Origin of the sequence: Rhizobium leguminosarum (genome assembly GCF_004123835.1) — a bacterium.
In the GTDB taxonomy this organism is placed as follows: domain Bacteria; phylum Pseudomonadota; class Alphaproteobacteria; order Rhizobiales; family Rhizobiaceae; genus Rhizobium; species Rhizobium leguminosarum_M.
In genome coordinates this window covers 1242070-1263343 of sequence record NZ_MZMU01000003.1, presented here as the reverse complement: position 1 = coordinate 1263343, position 21274 = coordinate 1242070, and the positions used below count along the sequence as shown (strand labels likewise).

Genomic DNA, 21274 nt, shown 5'->3' with positions numbered 1-21274 from the left:
GAGCAACCTGTGATCTCAGGTGGTCGATGCAGCGGTGAAAACCGCCAGCTGAGCGGCGAAAGCACGCTTGTATGCGGGCCGCGCTTCGCCGCGGGCGACATAGGCGGAAAGGTTCGGATAGCCGTCCAATATATCCGATCCTTTCAGCCTGAGCAGCACCGTCACCATCAGTAGGTCGCCGGCGCTGAACGCGCCGTCGAGCCAATCGGCATCGCCAAGGCGACGGGAAAGATCGTCCAGCCGCTTCCGGATGCTGACCTCGAGGGCATGCAAGCGCTGCTCGTACCAAGGCTCGTTGCGCTCGAGGATTCTGGCGAGGGCGCGGTCGAAGATCGGTGGTTCCACCGTGTTGAGCGCGGCGAACATCCATGTGAGCGCGCGCGCCCGGCCATTCTCATCGTCCGGCAGCAGGCCCGCATGGCGCTCGCCGATATGCAAGACGATGGCGCCGGACTCGAACAGTGCGAGATCGCCTTCCTCATAGGTCGGGATTTGCCCGAAAGGCTGAAGTGCGAGATGCGCGGGTTCTCTCATCGTCTTGAAGGAAACAAGACGAACGTCGTAAGGCTGGCCCACTTCCTCGAGCGCCCAGCGAATGCGCATGTCACGCGCCAGACCTCTGCCGCGATCGGGCGACCGTTCAAAAGCGGTAATGGTAATCGTCATTGGTGTTCTCCATAGCTTTGTCCTGAAGACGACTGGCTAAACGAGAATCCGACAGGCCATGCTCGAGATAATCCTCGCGGTCGTTCCATCTGGTGTGAGATCAGGCTTTCACGACATTCAGGAATATTTTCCGAACCGCTTTCGACAGCCGCTTCACCTCCGCTTCCAGCGTCTTGATGTCAGGGCAGTCGCCGGCGCGGCAGACGAGTTCGACGAGGCCCGCCGGCGCTTCTTTCGGATCAAACAGGCTGTCGATGGAGAGGCGGATCAGTTGCGAAAGGCCGGTATAAAGCGTGAAGGCCTCGAGGCATATGTCGAGATCGGACGTCGCCATCAGCCGGTCGCCAAGCACCTTCAGGGCTTCGCCAGTGCTCATCCCATTGACGGCAATACCGACACCCCTGGTCGGCGCGATCAGCGCGAGATACTGGGCGATGAATTCGAGATCGATGACGCCGCCGGGGATCTGCTTCAGGTCCCACGGGCCGGAGGGCGGCTTTTCCTTGTCGATCAGTTCGCGCATCTCGGCGACGTCATGCGCCACCTTGGCAATGTCACGATCGGCCGACAGCACCTCGCGGATGATAAGTTCCGCCTCGGCGATCAGGCTCTCATTGCCGCAAATCAGCCGGGCGCGGCTGAGCGCCATATGTTCCCAGGTCCATGCCTCTTTGCGCTGGTACTTGCCGAAGGCATTGATGCGGGTGGCGACCGGCCCCTTGTTGCCGGATGGGCGCAGCCGCATGTCGACCTCATAGAGCACACCTTCGGCGGTCGGCGCCGACAAGGCGGCCATCAGCCTCTGGGTGATGCGGGTGAAATAACGTGTCGCATCGAGCGGCTTCGGCCCATCGGATTCGGAGGCCATGTCGTCATAATCATAGAGCAGGATCAGATCGATGTCGGAACCGGCCGTCAGCTCGAAGCTGCCGAGCTTGCCCATGCCGGCGACCGCGATGCGCCCGCCGGGATAGTCGCCATGTGCTGCCCGCATCTCGCCGACCACGGCCTCGAGTGCCGCCGCGATGATGAGGTCGGCGAGATGGGTGAAGGCGCGTGCGGCCATCACGCCGTTGATCGCGCCTGTGAGCAGGCGGATGCCGATCAGGAAGCGCTGCTCGGCGGCGAAGATGCGCAGCCGGTCGAGCACCTCCTCATAGTGGCGGGCCTGGGCAAGCGAGCCCTTCAGCCGCTCGCCGAGATAATCGCGCGTCGGCAGCTCGGCCATCAGGCCGGGATCGAGCATGCCGTCGAAGACATGCGGCTTGGCGGCGATCACCTCGGCAAGCCGGGGTGCCGAGGACATGATGTTGACGATCAGCGACAGCAGCGCCGGGTTGCTGCCGAGCAGCGAGAACAGTTGGATACCGGAGGGAAGGCCGGAGATGAAACTGTCGAAGCGCAGCAGCGCCTCGTCGGCGCGCTTGCTTTCGCCGAAAACCCGCAAAAGCTCCGGCGCCAGCTCCGTCAGCCTTTCACGCGCCTCGACCGATTGCGTCGCGCGGTAGCGGCCATAATGCCAGGTGCGGATGATACGGGAAATATCGGACGGCCTGGTGAAGCCGAGTTTCTTCAGCGTCTCCAGCGTATCCGGGTCGTCGCCCTGGCCGGTGAAGACGAGGTTGCCGGTCTCGGTGGAAAGCCTGCTCTCCTGCTCGAAGAGGTGGGCATAACGCCGCTCGACCGTCTTCAGCACGCCGACCAGCCGTTCGGAGAAGCTCGGCGTGTCGGAAAAGCCCATCATGAAGGCGATGCGCTTCAGGTCGGCATCCGTCTCCGGCAGCAGGTGGGTCTGCTCGTCGCGCACCATCTGGATGCGATGCTCGACATCGCGCAGGAACCAGTAGGCCTCGGTCAATTCGTCACGGGTTTCAGCGTCGAGCCATTTCGCCTTGGTGAGTTCTCCGAGCGTCTCCTCCGTCGACCGGCCGCGCAAGGCCGGCATGCGGCCGCCGGCGATCAACTGCTGTGTCTGGACGAAGAATTCGATCTCGCGAATGCCGCCGCGGCCGAGCTTGACGTTATGACCCTTGACCGCAATGGCGCCGTGGCCCTTATGCGCGTGGATCTGCCGCTTGATCGAATGGATATCGGAAATCGCCGCGTAATCGAGATATTTGCGGAAGACGAAAGGGGCGAGCCCGCGCAGGAAATCGCCGCCCGCGGTCAAGTCGCCGGCAACGGCGCGCGCCTTGATGAAGGCCGCCCGTTCCCAGTTCTGGCCCCTGCCCTCGTAATAGATCATCGCCGCATCGACCGGGATCGCCAGCGGCGTCGAACCGGGATCGGGGCGCAATCTGAGATCGGTGCGGAAGACGTAGCCGTCGGCTGTCCGCTCCTGCAGGATGCGCACCAACCGCCGCATCATTCTCGGGAAGATCTCGATCGCGTCATCCGGGTCGGGCACGATGCCCGCCTGTTCGTCGAAGACGACGACGAGATCGATATCGGAGGAATAGTTGAGTTCGGATGCGCCGAGTTTGCCCATGCCGAGCACAATCAGCCCGGAGCCGTCGCTCGGTACCGCCAGATCCCGCAGCCGCAGCTTTCCACCCTCATGCGCCGCCAGCAGCAGATGGTCGATCGCGGCGGCAACCGAAGCTTCGGCAAGCTCGCTCAGCCAGGCCGTCGTCGCCCGGCCGTCGAAGATGCGCGCGAGATCGGCGAGTGCAACGAGGAAGGCCACCTTGCGCTTGATGATGCGCAGCCTGCTCATTACCACGGATTCCGAAGGCGCTGCCCCCTCGCCGTCCCGTTGCCAGCAGCGCCGCGCCTCGGCGACCAGCGCCTCGATCTGCGGCTCCAGCGGTTGAGTGATGGCGCCGGCGAGAATAGTGGGGTCGAGATTGACGATCTCGCGCAGGTAGGGCGACAGCGTCAGCACGGCCGCGATGAAATCGCGGAGCGGGCCTTCCGTCTTCAGCAGCGCCGCCACCGACGGCTCGCTTTTGCCGGCCTCCTGAAGGTCGGCCAGCGCCAGCTTCAACTCCGTCTGGTTCAGCGGCCGCAGCAGCCCTTCGGCGACATCCTTCAGACCATGCGTCGATCTCGTCAGCATGCACTCTCCCTGCTTTAGCGCCTAGGGAAACGACCCCGCAGAATCGCGGGAACGCCTCCCTGACCGGCATTAAACTAGGGTCTTGGCGGAAAACCGCCAATACGCGATTCAGCCGATCATCGGCAGCGGGCCATCAGGCAGCCTTGGCCGGGAAGATCATGCTGACGGTCAATCCGCGCTTTTCGGGCTTGTCGGGATCGGTATCGGAGAGTTCCAACCGGCCATTGTGCAGCTCCATCACCGCTTCCACCAGCGAAAGCCCAAGCCCCGTTCCCGGCTTTGACCGGCTTTCATCGAGGCGGACGAAGCGCTTCACCACGTCGTCGCGCCTGTCGGCCGGAACGCCCGGTCCGTGGTCAGCGACCGAAAGGCAGATGCCGTCCGGGCGGCGGGAGAGCTTCAGCGATACCTTGCCCGCCCCTTCGGTATCAGAGGAATATTTGATGGCATTGTCGAGCAGATTGAAGATCGCCTGACCGATCAGCTCGCGATTGCCCTGCACCTCGACATCCGGCTCGATGCTGGAGCTGAGGCCAAGCCCGGCCTCCTCCGCCGCCGGCTCGTAAAGCTCGGCGCTATCGGAGACGATGGCCGAAAGTTCCACCGGCGACATCTCGGCGGCGACCGATCCGGCCTCGACCCGGGAGATCATCAACAGCGCGTTGAAGGTGCGGATCAGTTGGTCCGATTCGGAGATGATGCCTTCGAGCGCGGTGCGCCGCGTCTCGCCGTCGGCGATACCCAGCGCATCGGCCGCCTTGTTGCGCAGCCGCGTCAACGGCGTCTTCAGATCGTGGGCGATGTTGTCGGAGACCTGCCGCAGGCCCTCGTTCAGCTTCTCGATGCGCTCCAGCATGGTATTCAACGACATCGACAAGCGGTCGAATTCATCGCCGGATCCGCCCACAGGCAGGCGCTGCGACAGGTCGCCGGCCATGATCTTCTTGCTGGCATCCGACATGCGGTCGATGCGTTTCAGCGCGTTGCGGCCGATGGCGAACCAGATGATGATGGCGCCAAGCCCCATGATCGCCAAGGCCACCATCAGCGCCTGGCGCACCAGCAGACGGAAACGCTCGGGGTCGCCGAGGTCGCGGCCGATCAGGATTCTGAGGCCATTGTCGAGCACGAAAATATTGGCGATCGCCTTGTGGCGGCGCTCGACACCCCCGCCGTCAGTATAGCGTTGGTAACCGAAGGGCGCGGAGGTCCAGCCGATCTCCTCGAAGACGCCCGGTTGCACCGAGGCGACGTTGCCGGCGAGAATATCACCCGAGGGACCGGCGATGATGTAGAGGTTGGCGCCCGGCTGGCGGGCACGCCGCTCCATCGTTCGCAGGAGAAGGTTCATGCCGCCGGTGTCATAGGCGCGCTGTACCTGCTCCACCTCCTGCCTGACGGCGTCGCGGATCTGGCCCGTCAGCAGCCGTTCCGACATCGCCGTCACATAGAAGACGAGCGTCGCGGCGCAGATGGCGAAAAGCAGGATATAGAGTGCCGAAAGGCGGACTGCGGTGGACTTGAAGAGAACCTTGAAACGGCTCATCCCTCATCCTTGATCATATACCCCGCGCCGCGAATGGTCTTCAGGAGCGGCTGGCTGTAGTCCTTCTCGATCTTCGAACGCAGGCGCGAGACATGGACGTCGATGACGTTGGTCTGCGGGTCGAAGTGATAGTCCCAGACATTTTCGAGCAGCATGGTGCGGGTCACCACCTGACCGGCATTCTTCATCAGATATTCCAGCAGACGGAATTCGCGCGGCTGCAGCGGGATCTCCTTGCCGCCGCGGCGCACCTCATGGGCGAGCCGGTCGAGTTCGAGATCGCCGACGCGGTAGACGACGTCCTGATCCGGCGTGCCCTTGCGGCGGCCGAGCACCTCGACGCGCGCCAGCAACTCGCTGAAGGCATAAGGCTTCGGCAGGTAATCGTCGCCGCCGGCACGAAGACCGGTCACGCGGTCATCGACCTGGCCGAGCGCCGAGAGGATGAGGACCGGCGTATGGATCGCCTTGCGGCGCAACTCGCTGATGACGGAAAGCCCGTCCCGGCGCGGCAGCATGCGGTCGATGACGATGACGTCATAAGTATTTTCCGACCCCATGAACAGGCCGCTCTCGCCGTCGCTGGCGTGATCGGCGACGATGCCCGCCTCGCGAAAGGCTTTCGTGAGGTAGACCGCGGCTTCCAGATCATCTTCGATGATGAGAATCTTCATGCGGCCGACATTACCCGCCGGCTGCGTTTCGGCAAGGCTCAAAGCATCTTCCTGCGGGGCGGCGCTCATGGCGATCATCCTTCAAAGGTCAGAAGAATAGAGCCGCACGGAGTTTCGTCCGCGCGGCTCCAGTTGTCTTGAGGATCAGCCCTGGCCGTTGATCGGAAGCGCTACGAAACGGCTTCCTTCATTGGACTGGATCTGGAAGAGCGCGCGGGTGCGGCCGTCCTTCTTGGCCTGGTTCAGCACCTTGACGACATCGTCAGGGCTGGCGACCTCCTGGTTGTTGACCGAAGTGATCTTTTCGCCTTCCTTGATGCCCTTGTCGGCAGCGTCGGAGTCCGGGTCGATGCCGGTGATTGCCAGGCCCTTGCCGTCATCGGAAGGGCCGACCGTCAAGCCGAGATCGGCAAGCGCCTTCTCGGACGCCGGTGCCTCAGGCTGCTGTGGCTGATTGCTGTCATCGGCGGACGCATCCTTCTGGTCGATCGGCAGCGTGCCGAGTTCGACGGTGAGAGGCTGGGCCTTGCCGGCGCGCCAAACCGAAAGCTCGACCTTGCTGCCCGGCTGCATCGCGCCGATGCGGCGGCTGAGATCACGCGCATCCTTGATCGTCTCACCGTTCAGCGCGGTGACGACGTCGCCGGCCTTCATGCCGGCCTTGTCACCCGGCGATCCGGCCTGCGGGGCGACGACAAGGGCGCCGCTCGGCTCGGAGAGACCGATGGATTCGGCGATATCCTTGGTCACCGGCTGGATCTGGACACCCAGCCAGCCGCGCGAGACCTGGCCGTCCTTCATCAGATCGGCGACGACATCCTTGGCGGTCGAGGCGGGAATGGCGAAGGCGATGCCGACGCTGCCGCCCGACGGCGAGAAGATCGCGGTGTTGATGCCGACGACTTCGCCGCTGAGATTGAAGGTCGGGCCGCCGGAATTGCCGCGGTTCACCGCGGCATCCACCTGCAGGTAATCGTCATAAGGACCGGAGCCGATATCGCGGCCGCGAGCCGAGACGATGCCGGCTGTGACCGTGCCACCGAGGCCGAAGGGGTTGCCGACGGCAACGACCCAGTCGCCGACGCGGACGTTGTTGTCGTCTGCCCAGTTGACGTAGGTGAACTTCTTGCCCTTGCCGTCGACCTTCAGCACGGCGAGGTCGGTGCGCGGATCCTTGCCGATCAGCTTGGCATCGAGCTCGGTGCCGTCATTCGTGACAGCGACGAAGGCCTGGCCATCAGAAACGACGTGGTTGTTGGTGACGATATAGCCGTCCTCGGAGATGAAGAAGCCGGAGCCCTGGGCGACGGGGCGGAGGCGACCCTTGCCGCCCGGACCACCATTCGGGCCGTTCTGGCCGAAGCGCCTGGAATGGCCCTGCTGATCATTCGGATCCTGGCCGAACTGCTTGAAGAACCGCTTCAGCGGATGATCGTCGGGAAGGTCGTCGAAGCCGCGGCCGTTGAAATCGAAGGAGAAGCCGTCATTGTTGTTGTCGGAGACGGGATTGACGCGGTTTTCGACCCGGACGGAAACGACAGCCGGTGAAACGGCGTCGACGACGTTGGCGAAGCTCGGAACGGCAGGCGCCTGAACCTTGACAGCTTCGGCATAAGACCGGGTGATTTCGAGCGGAACGCCGGTTGCAAGCACAGCGGCTGCGATACCGGCGACGGTAGAAGCCTTGAGCACAGTGGCGAGGGACGGACGTCCGTTGAAATTCTTGAGCATTGGAGCACCTTCTCTTGTTCTTAAATCTTCAGACCGGCGGCGCCGGATCAGTCGATGAATAGAGATATAGGACGCCGCACCTTACTGCGAACTGTCCGGCCAATGAAAAGTTGGTAATGTTTGCAAGGTTTGCTTTTGGCAGAACGCGCCGCTGTCTTCTCAGGCGGCCTGGATGCGGCAACTGGCTCAGCCCGATCGGCTACTTCTTCAGGAGCTCGCTCAGCTTCGCCTGTTCATCGGCCGTCAGCTTGCTGCCGGTCGGCTTGCCTGCTCTCTTGCGCGCAAAGACCAGCAGTGATAGCCCGCCGGCCAGCACCAGAAGCACCGGCGCACCCCAGAGCAACACCGTCTTCATGCTGACACGCGGCTTCAACAGCACGAACTCGCCGTAGCGCGAGACGATATAGTTCAGCACCGCCTCGTCGCTGTCGCCATCGCTGATGCGCTCGCGCACCAGCAGGCGCAGATCCTTGGCCAGATCAGCATTGGAATCGTCGATCGACTGGTTCTGGCAGACCATGCAGCGCAATTCCGCCGAAAGGGCGCGGGCGCGCGCTTCGAGCGCCGGATCGGCCAGCACCTCGTCAGGATTGACGGCAAAGGCGGGGGCCGCCATCAGCAGCATAGCGAAAGCCAGGAAGAGACGCCGCATCATTCCGCCGGCTCCATTGCAGGAGCTGCCGGCTTCGCCTTGCGGCGCGGGGCGCCGACACGCAGGCGCCGGTCGCTGAGCGAGACGAGGCCGCCGAATGCCATGAACACCGCTCCGCCCCAGATGCAGAGAATGAACGGCTTCCACCAGATACGCACGACGATACCACCGTCCTTGGTGGCGTCACCCAGGGAGACATAGAGCTGGCTGAGCCCGAAGGTCAGGATGCCCGCCTCCGTCGTCGGCATCTGGCGGGCGGTGTAGAGGCGCTTGGCCGACCAGGTATCGGCAACCGCGACACCGGCGCGCCGGACGGTGAAGTGGCCGCGGTCCTCGGTATAGTTCGGCCCGGTCCCCGGCTGCATGCCGTCGAAATGCAGATTGTAACCGCCGGCCTCGGTCACCTCACCGGGCTTCATCTCGATGACATACTCGCTCTCGAACGTCGTCACCGCGACGATGCCGAGCACGGTGACGCCGAGCCCGGCATGGGCAAGGGCCGTGCCAAAGGCCGAACGCGGCAGGCCGGAAAGCCGGCGCCAGGCGAGACGGCCTGCGACCTTGCCGATGCCGGCGCGGTACCAGAGATCGGCTACCGCACCGAGGATCAGGAACAGCCCGGCAGCGAGGCCGAGCACCGAAAGCACCGGCCCGCCATGTTCGATATAGAAGAAGACCACCGCGGCAAGGAAGGCGAGACCTGCGACGACATACAGCCGCTGCAGGGCGCCAAGCAGATCGCCGCGCTTCCAGGCAAGCATCGGCCCGAAGGGCACGATGACGACCAGCGGCGCCATCAGCAGGCCGAAGGTCAGGTTGAAGAAGGGCGCTCCGACGGAAATCTTGTCGCCGGTCAGCGTTTCCAGCAGCAGCGGATAGAGCGTGCCTGTGAGCACCGTGCCGCAGGCGACGGTCAGGATCAGATTGTTGACGACGAGCGCGCCCTCGCGCGAAATCGGCGCAAACAGCCCGCCGGCCGACAGCTTCGGCGCGCGGAAGGCGAAGAGCGACAGCGCGCCGCCGATGAAGATCAGCAGGATGCAGAGAATGAAGACGCCGCGGGAGGGATCGCTGGCAAAGGCATGCACCGAGGTCAGCACGCCGGAGCGCACCAGGAAGGTGCCCATCAGCGACAGCGAAAAGGTGAGGATCGCCAGCAGCACCGTCCAGATCTTCAGCGCCTCGCGCTTTTCCATGACGAGCGCCGAATGCAGCAGTGCGGTGCCGGCGAGCCACGGCATGAAGGAGGCGTTTTCCACCGGGTCCCAGAACCACCAGCCGCCCCAGCCGAGCTCGTAATAGGCCCAGTAGGAGCCCATGGCGATGCCGAGTGTCAGAAAGGTCCAGGCCGCCAGCGTCCAGGGCCGCACCCAGCGCGCCCAGGCGGCGTCGATGCGCCCTTCCAGCAGGGCCGCGACCGCAAAGGAGAAGCAGACGGAGAAGCCGACATAACCGAGATAGAGCAGCGGCGGGTGGATCGCGAGACCGACATCCTGAAGCACCGGATTGAGATCGCGGCCCTCGGCCGGCGCCGGATCGAGCCGGAGGAAGGGATTGGAGGTCAAAAGAATGAACAGCGTGAAGGCGACCGAAATCCAGGCCTGCACGGCCAATACGTTGGCCTTCAGCGTCTCCGGCAGATTGCGGCCGAAGACGGCGACCAGCGCGCTGAACAGCGTCAAGATCAACAGCCAGAGCATCATCGATCCCTCGTGATTGCCCCAGACGCCGGAATATTTGTAGAGCAGCGGCACCAGCGAATGCGAATTCTCCCAGACATTCTCGACCGAGAAATCCGAGACGACATGGGTATAGGTCAGCACGCCGAAGGAGAAGGCCACGAGCGCAAACATCGCCAGCGAGCCGATCGTCGCCACATCCATCATCGCCCGGTCGTGACGACGGGCTCCGATCACCGGCACGATGGAGAGGATGAGCGCCGTTGCCAGCGCCAGCACTAGCGCGTAATGGCCGATCTCGATGATCATTGCGTCGCCTTCACTTCCTGCCCCTGCGCTTGTTTCCCAGGGTTTTCCTGGCCCTGAGCTTCCTGGCCCTGAGCTTTCTGGCCCTGAGCTTTCTGGCCCTGAGCTTTCTGGCCTTGGCCTTCCTTCCACAACCCCTGGGATTTCAGCCTGTCGGCCACGTCCTTCGGCATATAGGTCTCGTCATGCTTGGCAAGCACGGTGTCGGCGACGAAGACGTTCGTCCCGGCGGCAAACATGCCTTCGGTGACGACGCCCTGTCCCTCGCGGAAGAGATCGGGGAGAATACCGGTGTATTTGACCTTCACGGCATTGGTGCTGCCGTCGGTGACGGCAAATTCAACCGTCGAGCCGGTGCCGCGCACGACACTGCCCTCGCCGACCAGGCCGCCGAGGCGGATGCGGGTTTCCGGCGCCACCGGCGTCTTGGCGAGATCGGCCGGCATGTAGAAATAGGCGACCGACTGGCTGAAGGCGAACATGACCAACAGCACTGCGGTGAGGATGAAGCCCATGCCGCCCGCAATCACCGCGAGGCGCTTCTGCTTGCGCGTCATTGCGTCGCTCCCTCCGTGGCTATGCCGAGTTCCCTGGCAAGCGCCAGCAATTGCCTGCCCTGTTCGCCGGGCGGCGGAAAGGCCGCAAGCCCGCGCTTCAGGGCGCCGGCGGCGCGATCCTTATCGTTCAATACGGCGTAAGAGCGGACGAGCCGCATCCATCCCTCGAAATTGTTCGGATCCTCGCTGAGCTTGGCGTCGAGGCTTTCGACCATGCCGCGGATCATCTGCTGCCGGTCGCCGGCGCTCATATTCTCCGCCGCCGCCACATCTTGCTGCGTGGGGCCGGGGCCAGCCGAACCGGCGCCCGGGGCAGCCGGATCGGCGCCTGCCTTCGCGCCGCCGTTCATGGCGATATGCTCGTTGACCAACGGCAGCCAGGGCGCATCGGCGGGCGATTGTTTTGCCAGCGCCTCGAAGGCCTGGCGCGCCTCATTTGGCCGTCCCGCCTGCTCCATGCTGAGAGCGATGTAGAAGCGGGCACGCGGATTGTCAGGTTCGAGCGTCAGCGATTGTTCCAGCACTTGCCGCGCCTCCTCCGTCACCACGCCGTCCGAGACCGCCATCAGCGTTTCGGCAAGTCCGTCGAGCCGGACTGGGCTCGGGCCGAGAAGCCGGATGGCATTGCGATAAGCCAGTTGCGCATCGTTGACGCGCATCGTGCGGAAATAGATCGGCGCCAGCACGTCCCAGCCCTTGCCGTCATCGGGTTTCTCAGCCAGGTGCCGTTCCGCCTTGGTGATCAGCACCGCCACGTCGTTGCCGGGGTTTTCCAGCCGCGCTTCCAGCGGCTGCGAGGGCAGGTCCGGCCTGCCCGTCGTCAAATAAAGACAGAGCCCGAGAACCGGCAGGAGCAGGAGGACGAAGGCTTCGGTGAAACGGTGATGCCGTGCGGGTTTCGCCGTCTCAGCCGGCTCGTCGGCAGAGACGGCGATCAGCCGCCGGCCGATTTCTGCCCTGGCGTAATCGGCCTCCTCCGGGGTGATCAGCCCCCCATTGAGATCGCGGTCGAGTTCGCGCAACTGGTCGCGATAGACCGCCGCCTCGCCGGCGCGGATATTTTCCGCCGCCTTCGCTCCGCGCAGAAGGGGGTAGAGCAGGATAACGGCGACGACTGCCGTCAGAACGGCAACGAGAATCCAAAACAGCATACCGGCCCAAATACGTGAAGCGCGTCTTCATTCCAACTGCCAAAGCCGGAATGACGAAGATTTGAGGCTAGCGCATAACCCCGAGAATCGGAATCGATTTTCGGAAAGGATTATGCGCCATTTAAAGTGATAGAGCGTCCTTAGCGCGTCCTGTCGGACGCGCGTCGCTCTATTGGCCGCAATTCAGAGCGGCGACCAGCTGCCGTCGTCGTTGCGGCAGGCAGCGCCCCGCGCCACCGTGTCCTTGCCGTCGACGGTCAGCGTGTGGGTATATTGCCGGCAGTTCTGCGAGCCGACCTGATAGGGTGCAGCTGCGACCACCTTGCCGGTGACGTCCTTGCCGGTCCAGAGCACCGGCTGGCCGACGGCCGCCCCTTCCAGCGCCCGATATTCCGCCTCGAGCGCCCGCTGCTTGTCGCTGTCGGTCAAGCTCACGCCGCTGCGGCCGACGATGCCGCCCTGCAGCGCGGTGATGAAGGCGGCCGATGCCGAGGGCTTGCTCGAAAAAATGCCGCGCGAAGCGGCACTCTTCGTCGTCGTGCAGCCGGACAGCGCGACGGCGACGAGAAGAGCGGAAGCGATCATGCCTTGCGAGCGTAAAATCATTGCGTCGAACCACGATCAGGGGTCAATTTCAGCCGATCGAAGTGCAGCGTCCCCGTGTCAGCATTAAGGCAAAGCATGCTATACATTTGCCAGTATCTTTGTGACATCAAGCAGTTGCTCATGCAACATCCTTTGTGACGCCGGGCAGGATAAGCTTGGCCTTCAGCCCGCCCCATTCACCGCGGGAAAGCTCGAGCCGTCCCTGGTACTCGTTGGAAATCTCGGTGACGATCGAAAGGCCGAGCCCGGTTCCGGGTTTGCTTTCGTCGAGCCTGCGGCCGCGCTTCAGCGCCTCGCGGATCTGGTCCGGCTCCAGGCCCGGCCCGTCATCCTCGACGGCGAGCTCCACCCAGTGGCGGCGCGCGCTCGCCTCCACCCCCTTCACATCCTCGCCGGCCTCGACGGCCGAAAGCCGCACCCTGCTCTTGGCAAAACGCGCCGCATTTTCCAGGAGATTGCCGACGGTCTCCTCGAGATCCTGCTGCTCCATGGCAACGGCCAGATGCGGCGGCGAAACGACGAGATCGAATTCGGTATCGACGTTCAGCCGGCGCATGACGCGCACCAGCCGTTCAAGCGCCGGCTCGGCATCCGTGCGGGCGAGCACGGATTCGCGCTGCGCGGCGATGCGCGCCCGATTGAGATAGGACTGCACCTGCCCCTGCATCGATTCCGCCTGGCTGCGCACCAGCTCGCCATGGGATTTTTCCAGGACACGCGCCTCGTTCAGGAGCACGGCGATCGGCGTCTTCAGCGAATGCGCGAGATTGCCGACCTGCATGCGGGCCCGCTCAACGATACGGCGATTGCTGTCGATCAGCGCGTTCACCTCGTTGGCGAGCGGCAGGATTTCGCGCGGGAAGTCGCCTTTCAGCTGTTCGCTCTCGCCGGCGCGGATGCGCTCCAGCGCGGCGCGTGCCTTGTCGAGCGGCTTCAGGCCGTAGAGAATCGCCAGCGCGTTGACGATCAGGCTGCCGACGCCGAAACCGGCAAGCGCCAGATAGAGGCTGTGGGAGAAGGTGCGCACGTCGTCCTCGACGACATCGACATTGCCGGTGACGCGGACACGCGCTGCACGCCCGTCGGTATCGAGCACCACTTCGGTCTCGGCCACCTGCACGCGGTTCCCGGAAGCATCCGTCACCTGGTAATAGCGCTCGTAATTCTTGTCGAAGGGCGCCTCGACGACGGAGGGAACCGGAATGAGCGCCGAGCCTAGCGAAGGCGACACCAGCGGTGCCGTCGTATAGGTGCCGAGCGGCTCCACCACCCAGTACCAGCCAGTCTTCGGCTGGGCAAAACGCAGGTCGCCGAGCTGCGGGCTGCCGCTGAGCGCGCCCTGATCGCCGATCGTCACCGAATTGATGACATTATAGAGCTGCGCCCGCAACAGATCCTGGAAACCGCGTTCGGCGCTCTTGCGGTAGAGGGTGGAGATCAGCAGGCCGATCACCACCAGCGCCACCGTCGACCAGACCGTGGTCAGCAGCAAAACACGTGCGGTGAGTGATTTAATTCGCATGTTTCGGCGCTTGGATACGGTAACCGAGACCGCGCACCGTTTCGATCAGATCGACCCCCATTTTCTTGCGCAGGCGGCCGACGAAGACCTCGATCGTGTTGGAATCACGGTCGAAATCCTGGTCGTACATATGCTCGACCAGTTCCGTGCGCGAGACGACCTCGCCCATGTGATGCATGAGATAGGAAAGCAGGCGATATTCGTGCGAGGTCAGCTTCAGCGTCGTGCCGTTGACCGTCGCCTTCGAGGACTTGGTATCGAGCCGCACCGGCCCGCAGATGATCTCGGATGAGGAATGCCCGGCCGCACGCCGGATCAGCGCCCGAATGCGGGCCAGCACTTCCTCGACATGGAAGGGCTTGGTGACGTAGTCGTCGGCACCGGCGTCGATGCCGGCGACCTTGTCGCTCCAGCGGTCGCGCGCCGTCAGGATCAGCACCGGCACGCCGCGGCCGGCGCCGCGCCATTTTTCAAGAACGGTGACCCCGTCCATCTCCGGCAGGCCGATATCGAGGATGATGGCGTCATAGGGTTCGGTGTCGCCGAGGAAATGGCCTTCTTCGCCGTCGAACGCCTGGTCGACGACATAGCCCGCCTCCTTCAGCGTGTCGGCCAGCTGCCGGTTCAAATTAACGTCGTCTTCGACTACCAGGATGCGCATCGGTCCGCCTTCGTCCGCTTCAAATCGATCAATGTCCTGAATAAGCCGATTCCGCCTACATCGGAACCTTTACCGTGACTTTGCGTGGGCGCTGGCCATTTCCCTGCACAAGAACGGTGATGATGCAGGTATCGCCCACCGGTTGCACGGACAGGAGCTGGCCGCCCGTCTGCTCGACGACCTGGGCTGCAGCGGCGCTGCAATCGCCTCCGATACGCACGACAAAACTGCCCGCGGCGTCCGGTGAGGGCGCCGATACCACCAGTCCGGCGGCCAATGCTGCGACGCTCAGAGGAAAGGCCATGTGTTATGCTTTCAAGGTAATGCCAACTTGCCCCGAATATGTACTCACGCGACCTGAATGGCAAATGAATGCGCTGTAATGCAGGGTGTTTAGAACTGTTCTCGACTGTTCGGGGCAGCCGGTTTCAGCGCCTGTAAACCGCCGCCGCAGCAAGCTCCGGCGGCCGCCGTTGCGTCCAAAAACGAACCCTCAGCCTTGGTATCCACGCATTCTTCATCACCTTCGGTAAAGGCGGAAAGCCGGCGGGACCGACACCCCCAGTCTTTGTCTGCGAATCGGCCGCGCTCTTCTCTTTCCTGCCGCCCGCAGCTTTCACCGGCCGGTTGAAACTGTTATGTCCATGCTGCCCTCACATTTCAGAACCATTTCAGCACCGATGCCAAAATCCTCCCGCTTCCGCTCGGCGCAGACGGTCACCGTCCTTGCCGTTACCCAGCTGATCGGCTGGGGCACGACCTTCGACATGCTCGGGGTTATGGGCCGCGTCGTGGCGCCGGATCTCGGCCTGGCGAACGAAGTGGTGTTTGCCGGCCTGACGATCATGATGGTGGTCAGCGCCATCGTCGGTCCGGCGACCGGCCGCTGGCTCAGCCGCTATGGTGCTGCCCGGGTGCTTTCGGCCGCCTCGCTGACCTTTGCGCTTGGCCTGCTTCTGCTTGCCGCCGCAAACGGCATCGTGCTTTATGCCAGCGCCTGGATCATCATCGGCATCGGCGGCGCATTTGGCCTCTCGGCACCGGCCTATACCGCCGTCGTCGAGCGCGAAGGGGCAAACGGCAAACGCGTCATCGCCATCCTGATGCTGTTCACCGGGCTTTCGAGCGCCATCTTCTGGCCGATCCTCAGCCTGCTCAATGAGGCGGTCGGCTGGCGCCTCACCTTCCTGGTCTGTGCGGCGCTGCAATTCTTCGTCTGCCTGCCGCTGCATCTCTTCGCCCTGCCGAAGCCGATCGCAACACATGTCGAAGGCGGCACAGCCGAAATCGCCCCGGTGCCGCTGTCGAAGGCCAAGCAGCGCAAAGCCTTTCTGCTGATCGCCGCGGCGACGACGATCTCGACCTTCGTCACCTTCGGCATCTCGCCATCGCTGCTCGAAATCTTCCGCCAGTCCGGCGCTTCGCCGGCCTTTGCGCTGCAGCTCGGCTCGGCACGCGGCATCCTCGGCATCTCGGCACGTTTCCTCGACATGCTGCTCGGCCGGCGCGGCAATCCCATGCTCAGCGCGGCCATGGGCATCTGCCTGATGATGATGAGCTTCGTTATTATGCTCGTTGCCAGCCCGTCGACGCCGCTGCTCGTCACCTTCGTCCTGTTTTACGGGTTCGGCACCGGCGTCATGACCGTCGCCCGCGCGCTGCTGCCGCTGGCGCTGTTCTCACCGCGCGAATTCGGACTGCAATCGGCCCGGCTGTCGCTGCCGCAGAACCTCGCCAACGCCATCGCCCCCGTCATCTTCACCGCCATCCTCGATCGCGCCGGCACCGGCCCGGCGCTCGCCGCCTGCGCCGTTCTCGCGGCATTGTCGCTCATCTTCGTGCTGATGCTGATGGCGCTGGTGCGCGGTGCCCGCGCATCAGAGTCAGCCATTCTTAATGTTTCTTGATTATCATCCACCTATGGACGAGAGCGGCTTTCCATCCACACCGCAACCGCTGGGGCAACCTGACTATGAACCAGCAGCCGCTTTTGGTGAATCTTTAGAATCGCTTGCCGCCGCTTTTTCGAAAGTTGAGTCCGGCGGTTCGGAAGTTGAGTCAGCTTCGGAGTGATCCGAATCCGGACAATCATTCATCCGTTTGAAATTTCAATGGAATATAGCTTTACGGCCGAAACGCTTGCGAAAATCAGAGCCGCCGCGTCACCGCCGTGCGGCTGTCGTAATCGGCGGCGATGCGCTTTTCCCGGAGCGGCCGCACGCGATCGATCGAGAGCTGATAATCGGGATGCGCCTTGTAGGCGGCAAGGGCCGCCTCGTCGTCGAATTCGCCATAGACTACGAGATCGATCTCGGTGCCCAACTGATCGGTCTTCGCATTGCTGCCGATTTCCAGCAGCCGCGCATGCGGAATGCCGGTCAGTATAGAAAGCCCGGCCCTCACCTCCTGTAGATGTTCCTCTTGCACGGTGAAGAAGACGATATGACGGATCACGCGGAAGCTCCTGTCAGATTTATCAAAATGATGGAGCGACCTTGGCGCATCCTATCGGACGCGCCGCACTCCAGATCTCAGCCGGGCGATAACATGCGCGCCCCAGGCCTTCAACCGCGCGAGCATGCCACGGGCCGCATCGGGACGTATCGCCGCATCAAAGACCATGGCATAGGCGGCAAGCTTTTCCGCCCGGTCGGTGCCATTAACGATGCGGCGCGCATTCACCCAATCCACGGTCGTTGCGTTCAGGTGATCGGCGAGCCTGTGGCCGGTAAAGCTGCCCTGCAGCATGCCTTCGATCAGGATCGTCACCGCCGCATCCATCTCCATCGCCCGGTCGGGATTGGCAACGAGGTCGATCCCCGTCAGCACGCTCATCGCCTCGTAGTTCCGTTTGTGGGTGAGCTGCACCAGGCCGCGGCCGAGCCAGCTGCAGCCATCCTCGTCCGGCCGCCAGTAGGGCGTCTTCACCCAGGAGAGTCGGCCTGCGGCAAAGGCCGTCTCGAGGATCTCGACCGCGCGCACATCGCTTTCCGCCAGCGTCTCGCGCACCGGCTGCATCGTATAAGCGGTCTCGTGGTAAGCGGTTGCGAGGATATAGGCGAGCCACCGCCGGTCGGCATCGGCAAACCGTTCTTCCCAGGCGTCGAGGATCGCCGTGATACCCACTACCTGAGGCTGCGTCAGCTCTCCCTTGAAGAGTCCGTGCCGCACAACATCGAAAAAGAATGCCCGGTCCATGTGGACAACCATTCCGCGCTTCCCTCAAATATCAAGGTTAAAACTATCTTAATCGATTAAATTCGATTTAATCGTTTAAAGTGTTTAAGCCACTGATTTACACGCCTTTTGTCTTGTGCAATGCATCTTCCTGCCCTGAAGCCTTACCACGAAAAGAGGAGACTTCCGATGCAGACATCCGCCAATGCCCCAAACACCATTCCCCAGCATGTCGTCGACCAGATGGAAAACGAATGGCGCCAGGTTCGCCCTGAACGGGAAAATACGCGCCCGGCTCAGCAGCCTCAACAACAACGCTGAAATAGACGCAAAGCGGTACCGATGTAAGCTCGAGCGCCGCCAGCGCCCGATCAATGCCCCGGCCAGTCACTCGTGGCCGGGTGAATTTTTTCATAGGTACAATAAACATCCCAGCGGTTTGCCCCCTCATCACATCACCACCCCCTCATCGCATAACAGCATCAAGCCGTTTCGCCAGCGTGTCCAAGGACCGGGTGAAAACCGTCCTGTCGTCCAGCGCACGCGACAGCACCAGCGCGCCCTGAATACCGGAGACGCCCTCCTCGGCGAGCGTTTGCGCCTCCCCCTCAGGGCAGCCTGCCCGTATCAGCGCCGAACGCAAGGCGTCGATCCAGCGGATGAAATAGTCGCCGATCGCTGCCGAAAACCGTTCGCGGGTTTCGTCAAGCGCGAAGGCGCCGACGAGGCAGATGCGGCCCCCGGAGCGGAAATAATCGTTTACATTCGTCCACATCGCCGCGATCGCCTGATGGGCGTCGCCCTCTCTCAACGGCTGATAGATCGCATGTTCGAACCAGGTATCGACCTCGGCGAGCACGGCACTCGCCATCTCCTCCTTGCCGCCGGGGAAGAAGTGGTAAAGGCTGCCCTTGCCGATGCCGGTGCGTTCGGTGATCCGGCTGAGCGACGCGCCCTCGTAGCCGAGTTCGCGGAAGATTTCCGCCAGCAGCGGTATGATGTCGGCGCGTTCGTAGACAGTTTTCACCCGCGAACTTCCCTTGGCTTGATCAGAGGCCGAGTTCTGTCAGACCGGGATGGTCGTCCGGCCGCCGGCCGAGCGGCCAATGGTACTTGCGTTCCGATTCCCGGATCGGCAGGTCGTTGATGCAGGCGAAGCGGCGCTGCATCAGGCCGGCAGCGTCGAATTCCCAGTTCTCGTTGCCATAGGAGCGGAACCAGTTGCCGCTGTCATCGTGCCATTCATAGGCGAAGCGCACGGCGATGCGATGATCGGTAAAGGCCCAGATCTCCTTGATCAGCCGGTAATCCAGCTCCTTTGCCCATTTGCGGGTGAGAAAGGCAACGATCTCGGCGCGGCCGGTGATGAATTCGGCGCGGTTCCGCCAGCGGCTGTCCGGCGTATAGACGAGCGAGACGCGTTCGGGATCACGGCTGTTCCAGCCGTCCTCGGCAACACGGACTTTCTGGGTGGCGGTCTCAAGGGTGAAAGGCGGGACGAGGCTGGACATGGGTTCTCCGGGGCGTTCCTGTACTGAACGGTTATCATTGTACTAATCGGTACAATGATTGGCAAGCCGCTTCGCGACGGCATTTCTCAAAGGCCGGGAGGCAGGCTCCACCGCAGCGGCAGGGCATCCGGGCGAAGCACGATCGCTTCGGGCGTGAAACGCCACAACCTTTCCGCCCGTTGAAAGGTGGCGACCTCAGGTGAATCCAGCAGCACCTCGACCCTTCCCGTCATCTGCAGCATGTCGCCGGTTTCGAAATCGATGAAGACCAGCCCCGCCTTCGGATTGACGAGGAAATTGCCGAGCGTGTTGAAGAACCGATTGCCGGGGAAATCGGGAACGGTCAGCACACCGTCGGCGCCGACACGGACGAAGCCGGCATTGCCGCCGCGATGGGACACGTCCACCTGCCGCTCGCCATTCTCTCGGTCGACATAGGAGGCAACAAAGAAGGTGTCGGCGCCCTCGATCATCCGCCGCGCCCGATCGTCGAGTTGGCCGGAGTGAAGCGGCGGCATCTCTGTGGGCACATCAGGGTCGCGGGCGAAGGCGGAAGAGCGAAGCTGGATATATTGCGGGCAATTGCCGAAGCTCTGGCCGACGCGCACTTGGAAAGCTCCAGCATCCGTCCTGCGGATCACGCCGTTCAGCCGGTTGCGCCGCCGGGTTTCGAGCTGGATGCCGAGCATCGCGATCGCGTCGCCATCCTCCATACCAGCATCGGCAGGATCGGCTGCGTCACGCGGCAGGTGGACCTCTAGGATCTCCGGCTCCGGCGAGGCCATGAAGCCCGGGCGCTCAGCTCGCACCGTTGCCCAGACATCGCCCTTGGCATCGACCGCGCCGAGCACGACGAAAGGCAGCATCGGAAAGAAGGCGCGGTGCTGCTCCGGCATGGCTCTGCGGACGAAATTACGACCCGGCCCGTCCATGCGTTCGGCGACACCGACACTGCGCTGCATGGCGAGTTCGCCCGCATGCCAGGGCGATGTGACGTCCTGTTTTGTCTGATCCAGCATCACGACCTCCTTCAGGGCGGCATTTGAGGGAACCGGGACAGCGACCTGCCCCGGCGGTTTCTCACGCGGCAAGGCCGATTTTGGTCTTGCGAAAGCCGACGAAACCCGGCAGCACCTCGATGCGCGCAAGCCAGGCGCGAACGCTTGGATAGGCCGAGATATCGACATTGCCCTCCGGCGCATTGGCGATGTAGCTGTAGAGCGCGATGTCGGCGATCGCAGGATTGTCGCCGAGCAGGAAGCTGCGGCCGGAGAGCTCCGCCTCGATCAGCGCGAGAATGCGGTGCGCCCGGGCGATCACCTCGTCGGTGCGGAAATCGGCGCCGAAGACGGTGACCAGGCGCGCGGCACATGGCCCATAGGCGATCTCGCCTGATGCAACCGAGAGCCATTTCTGTATCCGCGCCGCGGCCACCGCCTCTTCCGGCAGCCAGTCGGTGCGGCCGTATTTGCGCGCGAGATAGACGAGGATGGCGGAGGAATCGGCAATGACCGTGCCGTTGTCGTCGAGCACTGGCACCTGGCCAAAGGGATTGAGCTTCAGAAAGTCCGGCGCTTTGTGAGCGCCAGCCGCCAGGTCGACCTCGACCAGTTCATAGGGCACGCCGAGCAGCGACAGGAACAGGTGAGCCCGGTGCGCATGGCCGGAAAGCGGGTGATGGTAGAGCTTCATGATGGTTCCTCTGGTCTTCTAATCGACGGGACGCGGTTGGCGATGGCCGCTTCGAACCATCTGCGGCGTAATTTATTGCCTTCCA

At 63.1% G+C, this 21274-nt stretch carries 21 protein-coding genes; 1 reads left to right on the top strand and 20 read right to left on the bottom strand.

What is annotated here, in order from left to right; all coding sequences use genetic code 11:
- Positions 1 to 15: 15 nt before the first annotated feature.
- From B5P46_RS10075 to B5P46_RS10015, 13 genes are all read right to left on the bottom strand, one after another.
- A complete protein-coding gene (locus B5P46_RS10075; protein ID WP_129418528.1) occupies positions 16 to 666 on the bottom strand; it encodes a glutathione S-transferase family protein in 651 nt (216 codons plus the stop codon).
- A gap of 100 nt (positions 667 to 766) precedes the next feature.
- Complete coding sequence (locus B5P46_RS10070; protein ID WP_129418527.1) at positions 767 to 3724, bottom strand: bifunctional [glutamine synthetase] adenylyltransferase/[glutamine synthetase]-adenylyl-L-tyrosine phosphorylase; 2958 nt, start codon at positions 3722 to 3724, stop codon at positions 767 to 769.
- Between the two features lie 133 nt (positions 3725 to 3857).
- Complete coding sequence (locus B5P46_RS10065; protein ID WP_129418526.1) at positions 3858 to 5270, bottom strand: sensor histidine kinase; 1413 nt, start codon at positions 5268 to 5270, stop codon at positions 3858 to 3860.
- Positions 5267 to 6022 carry a response regulator transcription factor gene (locus B5P46_RS10060; protein WP_432431471.1) on the bottom strand — a complete coding sequence of 252 codons (756 nt, stop codon included), beginning with the start codon at positions 6020 to 6022 and terminating at the stop codon, positions 5267 to 5269. The genes B5P46_RS10065 and B5P46_RS10060 overlap by 4 nt, the downstream gene beginning before the upstream one ends.
- Positions 6023 to 6088: 66 nt before the next feature.
- Positions 6089 to 7675: a Do family serine endopeptidase gene (locus B5P46_RS10055; protein ID WP_129418524.1), complete on the bottom strand. Its 1587-nt coding sequence runs from the start codon at positions 7673 to 7675 to the stop codon at positions 6089 to 6091.
- Positions 7676 to 7874: 199 nt separating this feature from the next.
- Entirely contained in the window at positions 7875 to 8330 is a 456-nt protein-coding gene (locus tag B5P46_RS10050) for a cytochrome c-type biogenesis protein (protein ID WP_129418523.1), read from the bottom strand.
- Positions 8327 to 10315, bottom strand: a complete 1989-nt coding sequence (locus B5P46_RS10045; protein ID WP_129418522.1) for a heme lyase CcmF/NrfE family subunit — start codon at positions 10313 to 10315, stop codon at positions 8327 to 8329. Before B5P46_RS10045 ends, B5P46_RS10050 begins: the two co-directional genes overlap by 4 nt.
- Positions 10312 to 10869, bottom strand: a complete 558-nt coding sequence (ccmE, locus tag B5P46_RS10040; RefSeq protein WP_129418521.1) for a cytochrome c maturation protein CcmE — start codon at positions 10867 to 10869, stop codon at positions 10312 to 10314. Before ccmE ends, B5P46_RS10045 begins: the two co-directional genes overlap by 4 nt.
- Positions 10866 to 12020, bottom strand: coding sequence for a c-type cytochrome biogenesis protein CcmI (ccmI, locus tag B5P46_RS10035; RefSeq protein WP_129418520.1), 1155 nt, complete (start codon positions 12018 to 12020; stop codon positions 10866 to 10868). Before ccmI ends, ccmE begins: the two co-directional genes overlap by 4 nt.
- A gap of 183 nt (positions 12021 to 12203) precedes the next feature.
- Positions 12204 to 12626, bottom strand: a complete 423-nt coding sequence (locus B5P46_RS10030; protein WP_018446204.1) for a lipA protein — start codon at positions 12624 to 12626, stop codon at positions 12204 to 12206.
- 118 nt (positions 12627 to 12744) lie between these two features.
- Positions 12745 to 14148, bottom strand: coding sequence for a sensor histidine kinase (locus B5P46_RS10025; protein ID WP_018070966.1), 1404 nt, complete (start codon positions 14146 to 14148; stop codon positions 12745 to 12747).
- Positions 14138 to 14809: a response regulator transcription factor gene (locus B5P46_RS10020; RefSeq protein WP_003546765.1), complete on the bottom strand. Its 672-nt coding sequence runs from the start codon at positions 14807 to 14809 to the stop codon at positions 14138 to 14140. Before B5P46_RS10020 ends, B5P46_RS10025 begins: the two co-directional genes overlap by 11 nt.
- A 55-nt stretch (positions 14810 to 14864) precedes the next feature.
- A complete protein-coding gene (locus B5P46_RS10015) occupies positions 14865 to 15113 on the bottom strand; it encodes a hypothetical protein (RefSeq protein ID WP_129418519.1) in 249 nt (82 codons plus the stop codon).
- A gap of 376 nt (positions 15114 to 15489) precedes the next feature.
- Between B5P46_RS10015 and B5P46_RS10010 the strand changes: the two genes are divergently transcribed.
- On the top strand, positions 15490 to 16716 hold the full coding sequence (locus B5P46_RS10010) for an MFS transporter (protein WP_206735327.1): 1227 nt from the start codon (positions 15490 to 15492) through the stop codon (positions 16714 to 16716).
- A gap of 241 nt (positions 16717 to 16957) precedes the next feature.
- On the opposite strand, the gene B5P46_RS10005 is transcribed toward B5P46_RS10010, so the two are convergent.
- From B5P46_RS10005 to B5P46_RS09980, 7 genes are all read right to left on the bottom strand, one after another.
- The gene (locus B5P46_RS10005) at positions 16958 to 17263 is read right to left on the bottom strand and encodes a Dabb family protein (RefSeq protein ID WP_129418517.1); all 306 of its coding nucleotides are present in this window, start codon (positions 17261 to 17263) and stop codon (positions 16958 to 16960) included.
- Between the two features lie 51 nt (positions 17264 to 17314).
- On the bottom strand, positions 17315 to 18019 hold the full coding sequence (locus B5P46_RS10000; RefSeq protein WP_129418516.1) for a hypothetical protein: 705 nt from the start codon (positions 18017 to 18019) through the stop codon (positions 17315 to 17317).
- Positions 18020 to 18104: 85 nt separating this feature from the next.
- A complete protein-coding gene (locus B5P46_RS34360; RefSeq protein ID WP_164986451.1) occupies positions 18105 to 18401 on the bottom strand; it encodes a hypothetical protein in 297 nt (98 codons plus the stop codon).
- Positions 18402 to 18452: 51 nt separating this feature from the next.
- Positions 18453 to 19013, bottom strand: coding sequence for a TetR/AcrR family transcriptional regulator (locus B5P46_RS09995; RefSeq protein ID WP_129418515.1), 561 nt, complete (start codon positions 19011 to 19013; stop codon positions 18453 to 18455).
- Between the two features lie 22 nt (positions 19014 to 19035).
- Entirely contained in the window at positions 19036 to 19497 is a 462-nt protein-coding gene (locus B5P46_RS09990; protein WP_129418514.1) for a DUF1348 family protein, read from the bottom strand.
- A gap of 86 nt (positions 19498 to 19583) precedes the next feature.
- Positions 19584 to 20516, bottom strand: coding sequence for a pyridoxamine 5'-phosphate oxidase family protein (locus B5P46_RS09985; protein ID WP_129418513.1), 933 nt, complete (start codon positions 20514 to 20516; stop codon positions 19584 to 19586).
- 61 nt (positions 20517 to 20577) lie between these two features.
- Complete coding sequence (locus tag B5P46_RS09980; RefSeq protein WP_129418512.1) at positions 20578 to 21189, bottom strand: glutathione S-transferase family protein; 612 nt, start codon at positions 21187 to 21189, stop codon at positions 20578 to 20580.
- Between the last annotated feature and the right edge of the window lie 85 nt (positions 21190 to 21274).